The organism is Rheinheimera sp. A13L, assembly GCF_000217935.1.
Classification (GTDB): domain Bacteria; phylum Pseudomonadota; class Gammaproteobacteria; order Enterobacterales; family Alteromonadaceae; genus Pararheinheimera.
Map to the genome: position 1 here is coordinate 100,693 of NZ_AFHI01000009.1, position 18,825 is coordinate 119,517.

12 protein-coding genes are annotated in these 18,825 nt (G+C 46.0%); 7 read left to right on the forward strand and 5 right to left on the reverse strand.

The annotated features are described in order from the left end of the window. Positions 1–26 precede the first annotated feature (26 nt). Genes RHEIN_RS06285 through RHEIN_RS06295 form a run of 3 tightly spaced genes read right to left on the reverse strand, consistent with a single transcriptional unit; the run spans position 27 to position 4,404 of the window. Positions 27–1,544, reverse strand: coding sequence for a cryptochrome/deoxyribodipyrimidine photo-lyase family protein (locus tag RHEIN_RS06285; RefSeq protein WP_008898140.1), 1,518 nt, complete (start codon positions 1,542–1,544; stop codon positions 27–29). Then, a complete protein-coding gene (locus RHEIN_RS06290) occupies positions 1,541–2,884 on the reverse strand; it encodes an FAD-binding domain-containing protein (protein ID WP_008898141.1) in 1,344 nt (447 codons plus the stop codon). The genes RHEIN_RS06285 and RHEIN_RS06290 overlap by 4 nt, the downstream gene beginning before the upstream one ends. Next, positions 2,881–4,404, reverse strand: a complete 1,524-nt coding sequence (locus RHEIN_RS06295) for a cryptochrome/photolyase family protein (protein ID WP_008898142.1) — start codon at positions 4,402–4,404, stop codon at positions 2,881–2,883. The genes RHEIN_RS06290 and RHEIN_RS06295 overlap by 4 nt, the downstream gene beginning before the upstream one ends. A gap of 183 nt (positions 4,405–4,587) precedes the next feature. Here RHEIN_RS06295 and RHEIN_RS06300 point away from each other — a divergent pair, with 183 nt between their 5' ends. The 3 genes from RHEIN_RS06300 to RHEIN_RS06310 all read left to right on the forward strand — a co-directional run bounded on the left by RHEIN_RS06300 (position 4,588) and on the right by RHEIN_RS06310 (position 9,289). Beyond that, positions 4,588–5,139 (forward strand): ZrgA family zinc uptake protein, encoded by a 552-nt coding sequence (locus tag RHEIN_RS06300; RefSeq protein ID WP_008898143.1) that lies wholly within the window; start codon positions 4,588–4,590, stop codon positions 5,137–5,139. Positions 5,140–5,371: 232 nt separating this feature from the next. After that, positions 5,372–8,359: a TonB-dependent receptor domain-containing protein gene (locus RHEIN_RS06305; protein ID WP_008898144.1), complete on the forward strand. Its 2,988-nt coding sequence runs from the start codon at positions 5,372–5,374 to the stop codon at positions 8,357–8,359. A 141-nt stretch (positions 8,360–8,500) separates the two neighbouring features. After that, the gene (locus RHEIN_RS06310; RefSeq protein WP_008898145.1) at positions 8,501–9,289 is read left to right on the forward strand and encodes a hypothetical protein; all 789 of its coding nucleotides are present in this window, start codon (positions 8,501–8,503) and stop codon (positions 9,287–9,289) included. Between the two features lie 71 nt (positions 9,290–9,360). On the opposite strand, the gene RHEIN_RS06315 is transcribed toward RHEIN_RS06310, so the two are convergent. Further along, positions 9,361–9,918: a DUF3299 domain-containing protein gene (locus RHEIN_RS06315; RefSeq protein ID WP_008898146.1), complete on the reverse strand. Its 558-nt coding sequence runs from the start codon at positions 9,916–9,918 to the stop codon at positions 9,361–9,363. Between the two features lie 67 nt (positions 9,919–9,985). Here RHEIN_RS06315 and RHEIN_RS06320 point away from each other — a divergent pair, with 67 nt between their 5' ends. The 3 genes from RHEIN_RS06320 (at position 9,986) to RHEIN_RS06330 (ending at position 13,746) form a co-directional block, all read left to right on the forward strand. After that, positions 9,986–10,681 (forward strand): ABC transporter ATP-binding protein, encoded by a 696-nt coding sequence (locus RHEIN_RS06320; protein WP_008898147.1) that lies wholly within the window; start codon positions 9,986–9,988, stop codon positions 10,679–10,681. After that, complete coding sequence (locus tag RHEIN_RS06325) at positions 10,675–11,934, forward strand: ABC transporter permease (protein WP_008898148.1); 1,260 nt, start codon at positions 10,675–10,677, stop codon at positions 11,932–11,934. Before RHEIN_RS06320 ends, RHEIN_RS06325 begins: the two co-directional genes overlap by 7 nt. A gap of 156 nt (positions 11,935–12,090) precedes the next feature. Then, complete coding sequence (locus RHEIN_RS06330; RefSeq protein WP_008898149.1) at positions 12,091–13,746, forward strand: diguanylate cyclase; 1,656 nt, start codon at positions 12,091–12,093, stop codon at positions 13,744–13,746. A gap of 63 nt (positions 13,747–13,809) precedes the next feature. Here the strand turns inward: RHEIN_RS06330 and RHEIN_RS20330 are convergent, their stop codons facing one another. Then, positions 13,810–17,664 (reverse strand): PAS domain S-box protein, encoded by a 3,855-nt coding sequence (locus RHEIN_RS20330; protein WP_008898150.1) that lies wholly within the window; start codon positions 17,662–17,664, stop codon positions 13,810–13,812. A 384-nt stretch (positions 17,665–18,048) separates the two neighbouring features. Between RHEIN_RS20330 and RHEIN_RS06340 the strand changes: the two genes are divergently transcribed. Beyond that, a partial coding sequence (locus RHEIN_RS06340; RefSeq protein WP_008898151.1) for an alpha/beta hydrolase-fold protein occupies positions 18,049–18,825 on the forward strand: 777 nt, incomplete at its 3' end.

The window sequence follows — 18,825 nt, forward strand, 5'->3', positions numbered from 1 at the left end:
ATAACTTAAATAGACTTGTATAAGTTCTATTCGTTCAGATCTAAGCTTAGCTGTCCTGTTGAGCTTGCCGATTTAACGCTAGGCCGTGACGGCCTTTTCCGGCTGGCATGGCGTTGCACTACCTGATGTTTTTGCTCACGCCACCAGTCTGGGTCCTGCTGTTGTTTGCATTCAGTGATGCGCTGTTTAGCCAGCCGCATTGCCTGTTGCAAGTCCACCACTGGCATAGGGTAGTCAGTGCCTAAAATACAGCCATACTGACGCTGCAACGACAATGGCATCAGCCAGGGCTGATGCAGCCAGCTGTCTGGCAACAACCGTAATTCAGGGCACCAGCGTCTGATAAAATGCCCTTGTGGATCTTTTTGCTGACTTTGCAGCACAGGGTTGTACATCCGGTTTGGATTGATGCCCGTGGTACCGGCTTGCATCTGAATTTGTGGATAATGAATGCCGGGTTCGTAATCAACAAAACATTGAGCCAGATGCAAAGCCACGGGGCGCCAGTCCAGCCATAAGTGGTAGCAGGCGAAAGCCACTAACATGGCTCTTGCTCGAAAATGTAACCATCCTGTCGCCAACAAAGCCCTCATACAGGCATCAATTAAGGGGTAGCCTGTGTAGCCGTTAGACCAGGCCCAAAACCAATCTGAATTAAAGTCCTGCTTACGCAAGCGGGCGTAGCCGGGATGCAAAGCCTCTGTTTCAATTAACGGGTCGGATTCAAGCTTCTGAATAAAATGACAATGCCAGCGTAACCTGCTGTAAAAAGATGACAAACCAAAGCTCAGCGCGGCTTGTTGTTTGATCTGCCTTAAGGTTTGCTGCTGCAAGGCTCTTAAACTGAGTTGTCCATAAGCCAGATAAGGGCTGAGGCGAGAACTGCTGTGTTGTGCTTTGTCGGGTAACGAAATATGCCGGCTATAGTCTTTGGCTCTGTAATTAAAAAAGCTTTGTAATGTATCGGGCAAAACAAAGGCAGTCTGAGCCGAACTACAGGGAATCAAATCCAAAGCTCTGTGCGGTCGAAAAGGCTGCAGCGGCTGACGGCCATGACAAATAAAGGGCAAGGCTGTTGGTTTTGGATACAAAGTACCTGATAAATAAGCATCAGCTTGTCCAGCCCACAGATCCCGGTTTTTAAGTGCCCGAAATACAGCATGCTGTTGATACTGCTGCCATGGAATAGCCAGTTCTTTGAGTAGTTGCTTTACCGCCAAATCCCGCTGAAAAGTCCACAAATTGCCCGTTTCTTCGTGGCTGAGTACTTGTGCTATAGGAAACTCCTGGCAGAGCTGTCGCAGTACTTGGGTTGCAGGGCCTTTCAGTACCAATAGTGGCTGGCCTAAAGCCGTTAACTGTTGATCCAAAAGTTGTAAGCTTTGTTCGATAAAAAGCCATTGCCGAACTGAGGTGTCGGGCTGCTGCCAATAATCAGGTTCAATAATATAAACAGGTAATACAGCACCTTTTCTGGCCGCCTCTGCCAGAGGGCCATGGTCGTCAATCCGCAAATCCCGTTTAAACCAAACCAGACTGATCATAAGCTGACTTTCAGTTGTTGCAAAAAGGGCAACCAAAACTCTTGAATAGGTACCTGGGGCTCTGGTTGATGTACTGAGGAGCCAGTTGCCATTTTTCCCGGTAACCAATGCCGGACAAAATCGCCGTCAGGATCATAAGTAAGGGCTTGTTTAATCTGATTAAATTGCCGGGCGCTGCTATTGCCGACTCCGGCGATATAAGCCCAGTTGCACCAGTTGCTGGCACAGTCATAATCCAATAAGTGCTGTTCAAAAAAGGCGGCTCCTAAACGCCAGTCTTGCTGCAATTCAAAAATAAGGTAGCTGGCTACATTTTGTCGGCCACGGTTTGACATCCAACCCGTGTGCAACAGCATCCTGAGATTGGCATCGACAAAAGGCAGGCCAGTTTCACCTTTGCACCAGAGTTCAAAGCGCGGATCAGCCTGAGGCGACGAGAAATCAAGGGGAGGACGAAAGGCGTTTTTGCTAAACCAGGCCCGGCCATGCTGGCGCATTTGCCAGCGGAAATACTCTCGCCACAACAATTCAAAGCGAAGCCAGTAGGTGGATTCATTAGCGACCTGTTTTTGTTCAAACACCAGTACTTGTTGCCAGGTATAGCAAGGGGATAAAGTGCCATTGGCCAGATAAAAAGACCACAAACTGCTGTTCCAGTCCCCATCCAGTGCATTACGGTTTTGCTTATAATCAATGACGGCTTGGTGATGCCAGATAAATTGCATCAAGCGCTCTAAGCCGGCAGCTTCGTTAAAAAGTGCTGCTGTTGGCTGATGATAACGGTTGATAAAATCCAACGCTGTGGTATCAACAGCCAGGCTGGGGTCAGCATGAAATTGTGTAGTAACTGCATGCTGTTCTGGTGGCTGTACCCAAAGATCCGGTTCACGTTCTCGTCTGAATGCCGAAAAGCTTTTTGGCAGCGTTGCTAAATCAGGCCTGAGCTGATGCTGCAATAAAGAGTTGATATCAAAAAGTTTCAGCTTCAGGCCTGACTGCAGTAGCTGTTGGTACTGCTCTGGTGCTGTGGGTTCTGCCGCTATTAAAGTGTCTGCTCCGTACAGCTGTGCCAGTTGCTGCAGGCAAAGGTCCGTTGGACCAATACGAATATGCAATACCTGTTGTTTTTGCTGCCACTGCTGTTGCCAGTTCAGCAGCAGTTTTAACTGAGCTTGCAAGCGCTGGATGCTGGCACGCTGTATGCCATATTGTCTGCCTAAATAGTCATCAGGATTTAATACGACCACTGCTATCAGTTGATCAAATTCTGCCTGTTCAGATAACAACAGATTGTCGTGCCAGCGCATGGCTTGGTTAAAGAGCACCAAAGCCCGTCTCATAGTTGCTCCAGATGGATCAGCAACTGCTGAGCTTTTTCAGTAATTAGTAAACGTTCTTCATCCGATTTACGAAACCAGTTCTGATAACTCAGCTGCATTCTGGCGTTGCCGGATAGCAGCGCCTGATTCCGCTCAAGAAAATTCCAGTACAAAGCATTAAAAGGGCAAGCCATGGGGCTTGTGGTTTCACTGACGTCGTAGACACAACTTTTGCAGTAATTGCTCATGCGCTGAATGTATTTACCGCTGGCGGCATAAGGTTTGGATGCCAACACGCCTTGGTCCGCAAAAAGCGCCATGCCCAGAGTGTTTGGCAATTCCACCCATTCATAGGCGTCGGCATAAACAGCCAGATACCAGTTACAAATCTCATCTACCGACAAGCCTGCCAATAGTGCAAAATTGCCAGTGATCATCAGCCGCTGAATATGATGCGAGTAGGCATATTTTATGGTGTGGCCAATGGCTTGTTGCATGCAGCGCATTTTGGTGTCGCCTGTCCAATAAAAGGACGGCAAAGGGGTGTGCGCTTGCAAGAAGTTACGATTTTTGTAGTCTGGCATCAGTAACCAGTACAAACCCCGCACATACTCGCGCCAGCCAATCAACTGGCGGATAAAACCTTCGGCGGCATTCAGTGGGACTTTGCCTTCTTTGTAAGCCAGCTCCACCTTTTGACAGACCCAGCGCACATCTAAAAGCCCACAGTTTAAGTACATAGAGCAAATGCTATGAAACAGATAAGGTTCATCCAGTTGCATTGCATCCTGATAGTCGCCAAAAAGTGGCAACTGATGCTCAACAAAATGCAAAAAAGCCTGTCGCGCCTGCTTGCCGGTGACAGCGTAATTAAAGCTGCCTGCATCACCCATATTGGCCGGGAATTGCTGTTTAACTAAAGCTATGACTGCTAAGGTGATGTCGTCCGGCTCAAACTTCAGTATGTCTGGTAACTGTTGTTTCTTCGACAGGGCCTTTCTGTTGTTGGCATCAAAATTCCACTGACCGCCCACAGGCTGATTGTTGTGCATCAAAAGGCCAGTGTAGCGGCGCATTTCGCGATAAAAATACTCCATTCTGTATTGGGTTCTGCCTTGAGCCCAGTGCTGAAACATGGCTTTTGTGGCAATAAATCTGTCGTCTTCCAACAGCAGTAAAGGGCGCTGGAACTGTTGTTGCCAGCCTAGAATTTCCTGTTCTAACCTGTATTCGCCACATTCAGTGACACAAATCTGATCTAGCTGTGGATAGCGCGCCAGTTCAATGGCGACAGCTTCGGTCAGGCTGATGACTTTTTGCTGGTAATCTATATAGCTTACATTGATGCCTTGTTGCTGCAGTACCGCAGCGAAATGGCGCATAGCACTGAAGATCAGGATGATTTTTTGTTTGTGGTGAGGGCTGTAACTGGCTTCACTGGCTACTTCAGCCATTAAAACCCTGTCTTGCGGTTGCAGGTCACGTAAAGAAGACAGTGCAGGGCTGAGCTGATCTCCCAATACCAGTATTAACTTCGCCATAGACTTTGCCATTTAGTTTGCTTTTTGATACGGCAGGGGCTGTCAATCAGATCAATGAGTGTTATAAAACGCTGATACCGTTGGATGAACAAAAAGCTGCGGCGAAAAGCCAGTTCAGACCGCTAATACCGGCGTTGCTGCGGTTATGATAAAACAGAATTTTTTGCTTCGGAGTGGGCTGTGATGACATCAAAAATCGTAAATACAAAAACAATCTTATCAGGGCTGTTTCTCGCCAGCAGTCTGTTTGCCGCTGCAACTTCAGCGCAGGAACATCATCATGAAGAACACGGCAGCCATACTCACGGCCAGGCTACTCTGACTTTTGTATTGGAAGGCAATGAAGCTGAGTTGGCTTTTGCCACTCCAACGGCGAACCTTGTAGGTTTTGAACATCAGGCTAAAGATGATACGCAGCGACAACTGGTGCAAAAAATGATTGCTGACTTTACCGCAGCCACCTGGTTTAGTTTTGATGCGCAAGCCCATTGCACAGTAACGGGCACAGACATCAGCTCAGATTTAACAGCAGAACGCACCACTAAACCGCAGCACGCAGATTTAAATGCCAATTACACTCTGGTTTGCCAGAACCCCGCCCGTTTACAGTCATTGACACTCGACTTAGCCACTATCGCTGCTGGTGTGGAAAAAGTAACAGTGCAGTGGATACTGAACGGTGAACAAGGGGCCGCCGACTGGGTTCAGGGCAATGAAGGCGTTCAGTTCAAATAAATCAATCTGTCACAGAACGGTTGTCACTTTATGTGACGCCATTCTGCTGCAGAGTTTTTCGTTTTTTCATCCCTCACTTTCACCCGCCCGGCACATTATTAGATAAATCTTAAGCATTCATTTTTGATTCAGGTTTTCAAACCCCATTTGTTTTGGTAAGGTCATTCTGTGTGCAGATTTACTGCTACAAATTAATACAAAAAATATAACAACCTATCCAGGGAAATATAAAATGACACTACCACAACAGAGAGTAAAAACTCGCTTAGCTATTGCTATGGGTTGTCTGTTTGCCACAACGGCATTTGGCCTTCAGGCTCAGCAGGAAATCGTAGAACAAGAAAAAGTTGAAGAGGAACAGGCTGCGGAACGAATTTCCGTCGTAGGCTCCCGTATCCGCACAGGCGGGTTTGATAATGCTGCACCTGTTTCTGTTATAAATGCGCAACAAGCTTTAAGCCAGGGCTTAGGTAATTTAGGTGAATTGTTACGTAGCTCCACTTTGGCCGCAGGTTCAAACCAGGTCACTTCAGCTTCTTCAACAGCTTTTGTTGAATCTGGTGGTACTGGTGCAGAAACTCTGTCGCTGCGTGGTTTAGGTGCCAACCGAACTTTAGTTTTATTAAATGGTCGTCGCGCAGGTCCTGCAGGAACCCGCGGAGAAGTGGCTTCTTTTGATATGAACGTTATTCCTCTTGAAGCTATTGACCGGGTTGAAATTCTGAAAGACGGTGCGTCGTCACTTTATGGCTCTGATGCAGTTGCAGGTGTTATCAACATTATCACCAAAAAAGGCGATGACAGTTCAATTAACTTTAATACTTCTCAACCGTTTGACAGCGGCGGCGAGACTATGAGCGGTAATGCCACTTTTGGTCGTAGCACTGAAAACGGTTCATTCCGTCTTTTAGCTGATTACAAGCTGGACAAGGAATTAGCCAAAGGCCAACGCGACTTTTATAACTGCGGTGAACGTTATGTGTTTAATCCGACCACTGGTGAGCGTGCAGATTTAATAGATCCAAGAACAGGCTCATACCATTGCAACGATTTGCCTTGGGGACAGGTCTGGATTTATGACTATCAGGACGAAGGTGGTAATGTTCGCCCTGGTACTAAAATGCAATATGATTATGCTGGCAACCTGGGGGGCTATATTCCTGGTTTAGCTACAGATCCAAGCAACCCTGGTTTTATGCAGGCACCTGCTGGCTGGTTCCCTGTAGGGTATGACAATGCTTCTGATGCGGTATTAAATGCCGATCACCCGTTCCAGGATTTGGAATCTTTAATCCCACGTAAAGAAACCATCACTTTATATGGCCAGGGTGATTATTCACTAACAGACGATATCACTGTATACGGTGAAGCGCTGTTAAACCGCCGTGAAACCAATACCAATGGTTACCGCCAGTTCTGGACTTATACCCTCAATGAAACCTATGAAGCCTTTGGTATTGGAACTAACCCAACCTCAGTAGGCTGGAGTGGTGATCAGTGGTTAAGTCCAACCCCTATTACTGACCATTCAGGCTCAGATATTACTGTGGATTACCGCCGTTTTGTGGTGGGTGCCAATGGTTCTCTTGGTGATTGGTTTTGGGATGTGTCTTATCAGGACAGTCATAGCGACGGTACATACACCAGCGCTATTATTTTTGAAGATGCGGTGGCCATTTCTGAATTTGCGACTGGTTCTTGTGTAGGTGAAACTACTGCAGTCCGTGGTGTAGCTTGTATTGATGTGCCTTGGCTGGACCCACAGTTCCTGGCAGGTAATATCAGTCAGCAACACAAAGACTTCCTGTTTGGTTATGACACAGGCAATACAGTGTATAAGCAACAATCATTGGAAGGCTTTATCACTGGTGATCTGATGGATTTACCTGGTGGTCCTTTAGGTTCTGCTTTTGGTTTTGCTTATCAGCGTGACTCTCTGAACGATACACCGGGTGAACATACTTTAGCCCGTAACGTCTGGGGGGCTTCAGCTGCTGGTATCACTCAAGGTAAAGACAACTCTAAAGCTATATTTGCTGAGTTTCAGATCCCGTTATTAAGTGATCTGACGATGATTGAAGCTTTGGATTTCACCACTTCAGCTCGTTACACTGATGTGGCTTCTTATGGCAACGATACCACTTATAAAGTTGGCCTGAACTGGACCCTGGTAGATGGTTTCCGTTTCCGTGCTTCACAAGGCACGTCATTCCGCTCACCAGCCTTGTACGAGTTGTATTTAAACGATCAAACCAGCTTTGTTGGTCAGCGTACTGTAGACCCATGTATTAATTGGGGGACAGCACTGGAGGGTGGTACTATCAGCCAGCGTTTAGCTGATAACTGTGCTGCGGATGGTATAGCACCTGATTATGTTGGTGGAGCAAGTTCTGCCACTGTTATTTCGGGTGGTGGTGCAGGCAATCTTGAAGCTGAAACTTCAATTTCCAAGACTTATGGTTTTGTCTGGACTCCTGACTTTATCAACTTCAGTGCTTCTATCGATTATTTTGATATCGAAATTGATTCAGAAGTGACCGAGTTGACAGGTCCTCAGATAGTGCGTCAGTGTTATCTGTCAGAAAACTTTGCGACAGACCCATTGTGTGACCAGTTCGACCGTGCAACAGTCGACCAGCGTATCGAAACAGTACGTAGTGGTTTCCTGAACATAGCTTCTCAGCGCAACCGCGGTGTGGATATTGAAACTGCGTACGATATCGATACTGAATACGGCACTTTTGTTGCCAGTTATGAACACACCATTCAGTTAGAAGCCAGTCGAGTGTTATTTGCAAGCAGCGCACCTGAAGATTTTACAGGCGATTTGGGTAGCCCTAAGCATGTAGGTAACTTTAGACTGGGCTGGAGTAAAGGTGATTGGAATATCGATTATTCCGCACGTTATGTGGGCTCTGCAGAAAATTACACAAGCTATGGTGAAGGGGAATTCCTGAATACAACGACGATCCGTGGTCAGGAAGTTCGTCTGGTCCTGGATTCTGATGCAGTGATTTATCACTCTTTGTCTGTGACTAACACACTGAAAGACTATGGTTTAACCACCACTTTGGGTGTAGCTAACTTATTGGATGAAGAGCCGCCACGCATTAGTTTCCGTGGTGACCGCAGATTGCGTCGTGAAGGTAACTCTGCTTTTTATAGTCAATATGACTCACTGGGACGTCGTGTCTTCCTGAACTTGTCTTATCAGTTCTGATTGGTAATACACTGAATAAAAATGCCGGCCTAGTCCGGCATTTTCTTTTACTTTTAAATTGAACTGGGATAAGTTCAGTTTTGTCTGTTTTCCGCTTTGGGCGGAAGATGCTATTTCAGAACCATAATAAGAGAGCCTGCAATGCCAAGGGTAATAGCTAAACCTGATACCTTAAATGAATTGAACTCAAACTTTGTGCAAACCCCATTGCAGCAACCTGTGTTCTTAAATTCAGTGCCAAAATGTGGCACTCATTTGATCCGCAATATTTTCCGTATGTTTGTGCCAGTGGCGCAGCAATACCATCAGACTTTTATTCAAATCCCTATTTTACATCAGCATCTTGCTGCTTTTGCCCCGCAGAAGCCTATGTTGAGCTGGGGTCATTTATTGTTCTCTGACGATTCAGCTATTGCTTTGCGTCATGTGCCACAGATAGTGGTGGTACGAGACCCTTACGACTGGGTGTTAGCTCGTGCCCGTTTTTTCTTATCTGATACTTTTCAGGGCTCTTTGGAGCATTTAAAAGGCGGTAAAGTCTCCATTGAAGAAATGCTGAATATGATGATTTTTGGTATTTACCAAAAAGCCCCAACCTTAAACGAAATTTTTACCCATAACGCTGTGGCTTGGTTAGGCACAGGGGTGAAGCTGGTGCGTTATGAAGACATAGTTAAACATCTAAAAGCCATGGATAAACCTGAAGCCGAAGCTTTTTTCCGTGACTTATTGAGTGTACTGAATTTGCCAGAATGGCCAGAAGACTGGAAAACACGAGTACTTACAGGCTCAGACCGTAAACAAAGTGGTACCTACAGAGAAAACTTAGTAGGGCTTGAAGCCGAAATACCGGATGAATTGCCCTTGGTACAAAAGCAACTGGTGGAATATGCTGCACCAGGGTTACGTCATTTGTTAGGTTATTATTGACTGCTCTGAATAAAAAAACCGGCGATGCCGGTTTTTTTATTCAGAGACAAAGGTTACGCCAAAGAAAACTATTACTCGTAGCTGTATTCTTCAATTTTATCGGCTTTCATTGAATAGGCAGATTTTGCCAAATCGTGACTCATGGTTTCAGTGGTTAAAGTACCGCTGATCCAGAAAGGCGAATAAATCATGTCACCCTGAATTTTTTGCTTATTAGTGACAAAAATAATCTGGTTGGGTGGTGGTGGTGGCACGTGAATACAAGCGCCAAAATAAGGCACTAGGAAGAAGGCTGTGACGTTTTGGTCTGCATCGTATTCCACTGGTACTATAAAACCAGGAACCCTCACTTTTTTGTTATTCAGCTCGCCCTTTACATTGGCTGACATCAGCACTTCATTCCATGCTGCTGCGGCCGGATCCTGATTAGCATAAGCCTGATTTAATGGACTACCCGCTGGAACTTCACCACCTTCATGGCTGATTTCCGGCAGTTGTTCCATCTTTTTCAGATCTTCTTCCGGCAATAAATCTGTCCATTCCAATGTCTTGTAGTCTTCAGCTTTTGCCGGTAACGCAGTAAATGCGACCAAAGTCAGAATTAACGCCATGTATAACGATTTAACCATTGGAGCCTCAGCCTCTGCTTATGTTATAAGGTCTCAAAAGAAGCCGTATCATAACATGAGCATTGTAATGTCAGCGCACACAGACCTGAAAATTCCGGCACTTGAACTCAAATCTTTGGTGTTCAGTTGGCCGGGCCAAGCCGCTTTATTGGATATACCACAACTGAAATTAGAGCAGGGCCAGCATTTATTTATTTATGGTTCATCCGGCTCTGGTAAAACCACCTTATTGAATTTGCTGGCCGGAATTTACCCTTGTAAGTACGGTGATATTTTGATTGCCGGTCAGTCTATGGCTGCGTCATCAGCCGCAAAAAGAGATCAATTACGCGCCTCTTCTATAGGGGTGGTGTTTCAGCAACTGAACTTAATTCCTTATTTGTCGGTATTGCAAAACGTCTTGCTGGTCAGTGCTTTTGCTAAAAAAATACCGCAGGCAGAACAACGGGCCCGTTACTTGTTGCAAAAGCTGGGCTTAGAGCAACAGTTGTGGCAAGCGCCCGCCAATCAGTTAAGTGTTGGTCAGCAACAGAGGGTGGCGATAGCCAGGGCTTTATTAAGTCAGCCTGCTTTATTGATTGCAGATGAGCCTACTTCAGCTTTGGATCATAAACACAGAGACGGCTTTATGCAGCTGATGCTTGCTGAAGCTGAGCTTTGTGGCACTACAGTCGTATTTGTCAGTCACGACCCTGCTTTGCGTTCGTATTTTAAGTTTGAACTGGATATGGAACAGTTACATAAAGGAGTTCAGCCATGTTAATGCAGTTGGCAAGAGCCAGTTTATGGAACCGCAAAGGCACAGTGCTGATGACGGTTATTTCGTTAACTATCAGTATCGCCTTGTTATTGGGCATCGATCATATTCGACATGAAGCTAAAAGCAGTTTCACCAGCACAGTATCAGGCACTGATTTGATTGTTGGCGCCCGTTCCAGCCAACTGAACTTATTGTTGTATTCAGTGTTTCGTATTGGTAATGCCACCAATAATATCGGCTGGAAGAATTATCAGCAGGTAAAAACTCATCCGCAGGTGGCCTGGAGTATTCCGCTTTCCTTAGGGGATTCTCACCGTGGTTATAGAGTGATAGGCACCAACGAAGATTACTTTAAGTTTTATCAGTATGGCGAAAAACAGCCACTGAAACTGGCAGAGGGTAAAGTTTTTGCTGGCGTGTATCAGGCGGTTTTAGGTTCTGTGGTTGCGCAAAAACTCGGTTATACATTGGGCGAACAAATCATTTTGTCGCATGGTGTTGGTAGCGTCAGTTTTGCGCAGCACAAAGACAAGCCTTTTGAAGTGGTAGGTATTCTTGCTCCCACTGGCACTCCTGTGGATCAGAGTGTGCATATACCACTTGAAGGCATTGAAGCTATTCATTTGGGCTGGCAAGGTGGTGGTATGCCTGCGCCAGGCCGCAGTGTCAGTGCTGAACAAAGCCTGGCTATGGATTTGGAACCTAAAGTCATTACCGCTTATATGCTGGGGCTAAAATCTAAAATGGCAACTTTTGCGGTACAACGCCAGTTGAATGAATTTAAAGGCGAGCCACTGTCCGCCATTTTACCTGGCGTTGCATTAGCAGAGCTGTGGCAAATGCTCAGCATGGTGGAGAATATGCTGTTGCTGATCACTGTGTTAGTGATAGTGGCGACTCTGGTGGGTATAGTTACAACCTTGCTGGCGGGGTTAAAAGAACGTCAGCGTGAAATGGCGATATTACGTGCTGTAGGTGCTCCGGCTGCCACGGTATTTTTGCTGATCGAGTTGGAATTGTTGCTGATGGCGTTATTATCCATTGGCTCTGCTTTTGTGATTTTGGTGGCTGGCCTCTGGGGATTCCGCGAATTATTAGCCAGTCAGTACGGGCTTTTTATCAGCATCAATCCGTGGCATGACCAAACCGCATTGTTACTGGCAGCTGTGCTTGGCCTGACCTTATTGTTGGGGGCTATTCCGGCCTTTTTAGCGTATCGCAGAGCTTTAGCTTCAGGACTGATGGTCAGGTTATAACTGTTTTGGGCATATCCGTTTTGGTTTATGCCCAATTTCTGTTGTTGTTTTAATCACATAGCGTACAAATTTTCTGGCAAATTTGTATTTCTCACTGGGATTTGTTTAATCATTTGTTATAGTAGAACTGCATCTACAATAGAACAATGACTGAGCATGACTGCAGAGCAATCCAAATTAGAGCAACAACTGGCCAAGCTTCACCATCAATATATGGAGCGGTTACAAGCCGATATCCCTGTTTTAGCCTCTCAGGTTGGAACTCTGGTGACCTTATCTGCTCAATCAGACTGGCGTTCAGTAGTACTTCCACTTAAGCATAAATTTCATACCCTGGCTGGTTCTGCTGGTACTTTTGGCTTGCCGCAGTTAGGCAAACTGGCAAAAAAGCTGGAATTACAGCTAAAAGACTGGATGGCTGCGGAGTTTCCGCCTGAATTGTCAGAAATTAACAGTTTTATGGCGATTTTCCAGCAAGTGCAATACGCCCATCAAAGTGGACACCAGGTGATGAGTTTGACGTCTGCCAGACTCGATCTGATACATGATCAGCAAGCCTTGATTTATGTTTTAGAAGATGACGAAGAAACAGCACAACATCTGACCTTGACCTTAGCGACTTTTGGTTATCAGATCCAAAGTTACAGGCGCATTGCTGAATTAGATCAAGCGCTGAAAACGAAGTTGCCTGAAGCATTAATTCTGGATATCACCTTGCCAGATGAAGAGCAAACGGGTCTGGATTATATTGCTGAATTTCAACAGAGTTTAGATGAAGCTTTACCTGTGCTGGTATTAACCAGTCATGACAGCTTTGAGCATCACCTGCAGGCTGTGCGTATCGGCGCTCAGGGCTACTTTGTGAAGCCTTTAAATACCACAGCGCTGGAAGCCCGTTTACAGCGTTTGTTGGCTGTAAGGCGGCGTGAAGCCTTCAGAGTACTGATAGTGGATGATGATCAACTGTTGGCTGAACATTATGCTTTAGTGCTGCAAGGCGCTGGCCTGCGGGCTGAGATTTTGCTGGACCCTTCACAAATTTATGATGGCCTGAGTCGTTTCCGTCCTGATGTTATTTTGCTGGATGTACTGATGCCGGGTTGTTCAGGCCCTGAACTGGCTCAGTTGATCCGTTTACAGGATGAATGGCTTAGTGTGCCTATTATTTATTTATCCTCAGAAACAGATGGTGAACGCCAACTGGCGGCTTTAGTGAAAGGGGGCGATGATTTCCTGACTAAACCTATCACAGACACTGCGTTAATAGTGGCTGTTTTTGCCAGAGCACAACGGGCCAGGCAACTGGCCGATATGATGACAAAAGACAGCTTAACCGGCTTATTACAACACGCCAGAGTAAAAGAACGATTGAGCCATGAGTTGCAACGCAGTGAACGTACCGGTGAGCCTTTAAGTGTGGTGATGCTGGATATCGACCACTTTAAAAAGGTGAATGATAACTATGGTCATCTAACTGGTGATCAGGTGATCAGCAGTTTAGCCAACTTACTGAAGCAGCAACTGCGTAAAACAGACATTATTGGCCGTTATGGCGGCGAAGAGTTTTTATTAATTTTACCTGACTGTAATCAGAATCAAGCTTTTGGTCTGGTTGAGCAACTACGACAGTCTTTTGCCAGCTTGCCTTTTAGTTTTGACTATCAGAATTTCCACTGTACTTTCAGTGCTGGTATTTGCCAGGCGACAGCCACAGATCAGACTGATCAACTGATCGATCAGGCCGATAAAGCCTTGTACGCTTCTAAACATGCAGGGCGAAATCAAACCCAGTTGTATCAGCCTCCAGCCTGACACCAGCCAGGCAGCTTGCCGGAGCTTTCTTCTCCATAAATTGCTTGTTTCAGCTCTAAGCTACTACTGAGCTGGAGGCAGTAAGTTTTTTAGCTGCTGTAATAAGGCGGGTAAGTCGATTCTGCTTTTCGCTAAAACTAAGTCCACCTGATGCCGCTGAGCCTGATTTAACTCCTGAGCCGACCAAATCACCACTGGGGTTTGTGGCTGTCGAACAGCTAATTCAGGCAGCAATTCCAGTCCTGAGCCATCTGGTAAACCTATATCCAGTATGACTAAATCAAATCTTTGACTGTTCAGCAGTTGTAAGGCTGATTTAACACTGGTAGCTTGCACAGAGGACGCAAAATCAGCCAGGTGTACTGCCAGAATCTGGCCTAAGTGCGGATCATCTTCCACATGTAAAATCCGGGTACTGTGTTTTTTATCCGCTCCTAATAATAATTCCAGTTTTCCAAGCAATGAGGAAGGCGACACTGGTTTATCCAGCCAATCCAGCGCATGTATGCCACCTAATAACTGAGTATGGTTGTCTTTTGATTCTGAACTGACGATCAACACAGGAGTGGTTTGATACTGGCTACGACTGCGCAGTTCAGCAAACAGAGCTGAACCATGGCCATCGGGCAGATTAAGATCCAGCGTAATGGCCTGATACTGGTCCTGATCCAAAGCCGCTATTGCTTCTTTCAGGGTTGCAGCACAACGGCTCTGATAACCCTGACTGTGAAGCAGTTGCATAATAAATCCAGCGACATGGGGGTCATCTTCCACCACCAGTATTTTCGGCTGATTCAGGCTGGCTTGTCTGGCTTGTGCAAAGCTCAGATAGAAGCAACTGCCTTTTGGATTCAGGTTATAAAAGCCCACTTTGCCATCCATATGTTCGGTCAGCTCTTTGACTATGGATAAACCCAGACCAGTGCCTTCGCTTTGTCGGCTGTCTGCACCATCAGCTTGTGAAAACTTCTCAAAAATAAAAGCTTTAAATTCATCGGAGATGCCCGGCCCCTGGTCTTCTACCTCAATCCGAACCTGACCTTCGTCCAGTATGGACCGTACTTTAACAACTGAACCTGTCGGGGAAAATTTGGCTGCGTTAGACAATAAATTCGCCATGATCTGCTGAAATCTCATCGCATCCACCATTACCAGGGCGTCCTGCGTTTCAGATAGTTGGAGTTGAACCTCGTATTTAGCAGCATAAGGCTGATTACTTTGTACCGCCTTATCGAGCAGATCAGAAATCAGGCAAAGACTCATATCAAAATGCATTTTGCCTGCCACCAGTTTATCTATATCCAGCAAGTCGTTAATCAACTGACTAAGTCTGGCACTGTTATCTTTAGCTATATCCAGCATAGAGACCATAGCTGTGGGCACAGGGCCCAGTACACCGCCAGTGACCAACGCCAGAGAGCCGGAAATAGAGGTCAGTGGGGTGCGTAGTTCATGGCTTACCATAGAGACAAACTGGTTTTTCATTTGCTCAATACGGCGACGCTCAGTGATATCCTGAATAATGGACCATATTTGTTGTTCACCTTCATGGTTTTGGATCAGCACTCCGGTGACAGACACTGGCACTAAATGCCCGTCATAGTGCAATAATTCATGTTCCTGCGGCCCATAACGGCCATAATGCTGCAGCTGCGCTATATGTTCACTTGCCAGAGTGGCATAGTCGACAAATGATGGCTTCTGAGCACAGTCCCCCATAGTCTGGTAACCCAGCATGTGATAGAACTCAGGGTTTGCTTCAAGAAAAACACCATCTGTAAAACGGTTCAGCACTATAGCCAGTGGTGCCATCTGATACAAAGAAGATAACTTTTGCTGGCTTGAGCTTAAGGCTTGTAAGGCTTCGTGTTGCGAAGACACATCCCAGATAAAGCCATCTATATATAGCAGCTCACCCTGTTCATCAAAAACACCCTGACCCAGCTCCTGTACCCAGCGCAAGCTGCCATCTTTATGATAGAGCCGGTATTCCACACTAAAACGCTGCTTATTAGCCAAAGCCTGCTGCACAGAATGGTTGGCTTGTTCGGCATCGTCCGGATGATAAAGTTTGCCAAAATTCATCTCTTTGCTTCGGATGAGCTGCTGGGCTTTATAACCCGTGAGTGCAAATACTTCGTCACTGATAAAAAGCATGGTCCAGTTGGCGTCGTTACGGCATCTGTAGACCACTCCAGGCAAGTGATCCAACATAGACCTGTATCGTTGCTCACTCATCAGCAGGGCATGATTTAAGTGCTCCAACTGAGTCACATCAATAGCGACACCTAAAAAACCAAGGATATTGTTTTGTTCGTCGCGCATGGCCGACACACTTAACCGTACTTGTTTTCGTTCGCCATTTTTGCAAATGTAGGTCCATTGTCTGGTTTCGCTTTGACCTTGTCTGGCCTGGTATACAAAAACGTCGAAGCCTTGAATGCTTTGCTGATGATTTTTACTCAGCAGTTGGCCCTGAGCGTCAACTTCTGCGGGGTCGTGAAATAAGGCAGGGCTATGCAGACCAACCAGTTCGTCTGCGCTGTAGCCCAGCATACGTTCCGCCCCTGTATTAAATAGCTTGATGGTGCCTGTTGGGTCTACCGAAATCAAAGCTACTTCAGTGGAGGAGTCAATAATGGCTTGCAACCAGGAGCGGGTTTGCAGAATTTCGGTTTCTTTTTCCAAAGCTTGTGTCACGTCTGCGTGAACTCCAAACATCAGCAGTGGTTTCCCCTCACTGGTCCAGCTCATTACTTTGCCTATGGCATGGATCCATACCCAATGCCCATCCTTATGTTTCATGCGAAAAGTGCTGTCGTAGTAGGGAGAGAGCTGAGAAAAATGCTGCTCCAGCAGTTTCCTTGATGTCACTAGATCATCCGGATGAGCGAGCTCAGCCCAGAGGTCAACAGAAGTGTATTGCTGTGCTGTGAGTCCAATCAGAGTAAACCAGCGTTCGTTATACACTGTAGTTCCTGTTTGAACATTCCATTCCCAAGTGCCCAAATTAGAGCCATTGATAATGGCATCCATCCTGTCATGTTCCTGCTTAATTTGAGCTTGCTGTTGATGTACTTCTGTCACATTGGCAGCGATGATAACGATACTCTCCACCTCGCCTTTCTGATTTTTTTGCGGCACAAAGTTGATATCAAAAACCTGTCCGTTTGCCGGAGCTGAGTGGAAATGTGCTGCGGTTCCAGTCAAACAAAGCTGGAGTGACGGCAACGCCTCTTCAAAGGCTCTGTCACCAAATACTTGCTGAATAGTTTTGCCTACCGCCAACTTCGGTTCCACTCCAAACCACTCAGCATATTTATGGTTACAAAATATGTAGCGAAAGTGAGTGTCGACCTGACCCAGTAACAAAGGGGCATGTTCAATGACTGTGGTTAAAGTACGTTGTTGCTGATAATAAAGTTCAGCCTTTTGCCGTGCTTCCAATAACTGCACTGCCTGCATGCCAAGTAATGTCAGACTTTGTTGTTGCTCAGGCGTCAGTTCCCTTACTTTGGTGTCCACCACACACAAAGTTCCAAGCACAGCTCCATTACTTAAGGTCAGTGGGGTGCCAGCATATAAACGTATGCCTTCAGCTTTTACTACATCAGGATTATCGGCAAAGCGAGGGTCAGCGCTGGCATCTGAGACATAAGTCAGGGTATTGGGCTCTAAGATGCTGTGCGCACAAAAAGAGACGTCTCTGGAGGTTTGATGATGATCAAAACCAATTTTGGCTTTAAACCATTGCCTGTCTTTATCCACCAATGTCAGCACAGCATAAGGGGTCTGGCAAATATGACTGGCTAATTGTACCAGTGCATCAAATGCCGCCTCAGGCGCTGTATCAAGAATGTTCAACGAATGCAGAGTGGTTAAACGTTGTATTTCATTGGGTGGAAAAGCTGCCCGCATACCAAATTCCAGACAATAGATATGAATTGAGTGTAACTGTAAATTTAGAAGCTTTTAAACAAAAAGAAGAAACAAAGCATGTATTTAGTAATTTAATACTGTAACAGGGGTAAAACTGTGTTCCGTCTGCCAGGGGGTAAGCTGGCTTGTTGTAATTCAGGACAAATCGACAGTTTTTATGAAAATCGATGCGCGGCTATTGTTTCAGTCTCTGAGAAGAGGTGAGTCTGCATATAACTCAGTTTGCAGTGGCTTTGGCTGAAAATTCGACAAAGTGACATGACAAAAACAACAAAGTCGACGAGCATGAGGTTTGAAGGCAAGGAATTGAGGCGGCTTACAGAGCTCGCTATTCTGGAAAGGTCATTACCAAAGGGAGTTTTTATGTTCTGCAAAATTCTATTTTTATGTCTGATGTTGTTGGTAAATGTTGCCGAAGCGTCAGAAGCGCAGCTGTTAAGGCAAGATTATCAAAGCACAGTAGATGATTTAAAGCGGCAATATTTTGTTTATTTACCAGTGGGTTATGACCAAAAAGCTGAACAAAAATGGCCTGTACTATTGTTTCTGCATGGCAATGGTGAAAGGGGCAATGGCCTGGATGAGCTGGATTACACTATGGTTCACGGCCCTTTATACGAGGCTTGGGTGCAAAAACGTGACCTGCCTTTTATTATGATTGTTCCGCAACTGCATATGTTTGATATGGGCAAGCTGCCTTATATTGCCAACCGCAGTAAAGCGGATATTCCGAAGCGCCTTTTGGATGGCGTACCCTCTCGTCCTGTGATGTTCGCATCCGATAAAGCTATAGAACCGGCAAAGCTGGTGCCTGATATCTCTAAAGTACCGGTGTTATTACCAGATGGCTGGGAGAGAGCTGAGCAGGATTTGCTGGCTATGCTTGCGACTGTGCAGAAAAATTACAACACAGATGCTAAACGTCTTTATATCTCAGGCATCAGCTACGGTGGTTTTGGCACCTGGTATATGGCCAGCAAGCACCCACAGTTATTCGCTGCCGCTGCTCCTGTGGTGGCTTGGGGTCACCCGGATTTAATGCCACCTATAGCAGCAGCTAAGCTACCACTCTGGGTGATAGCTGCAGGCCGGGATTCGGCTATCAATAAAGATAATATCTACCCAGGCATAGAGACATTG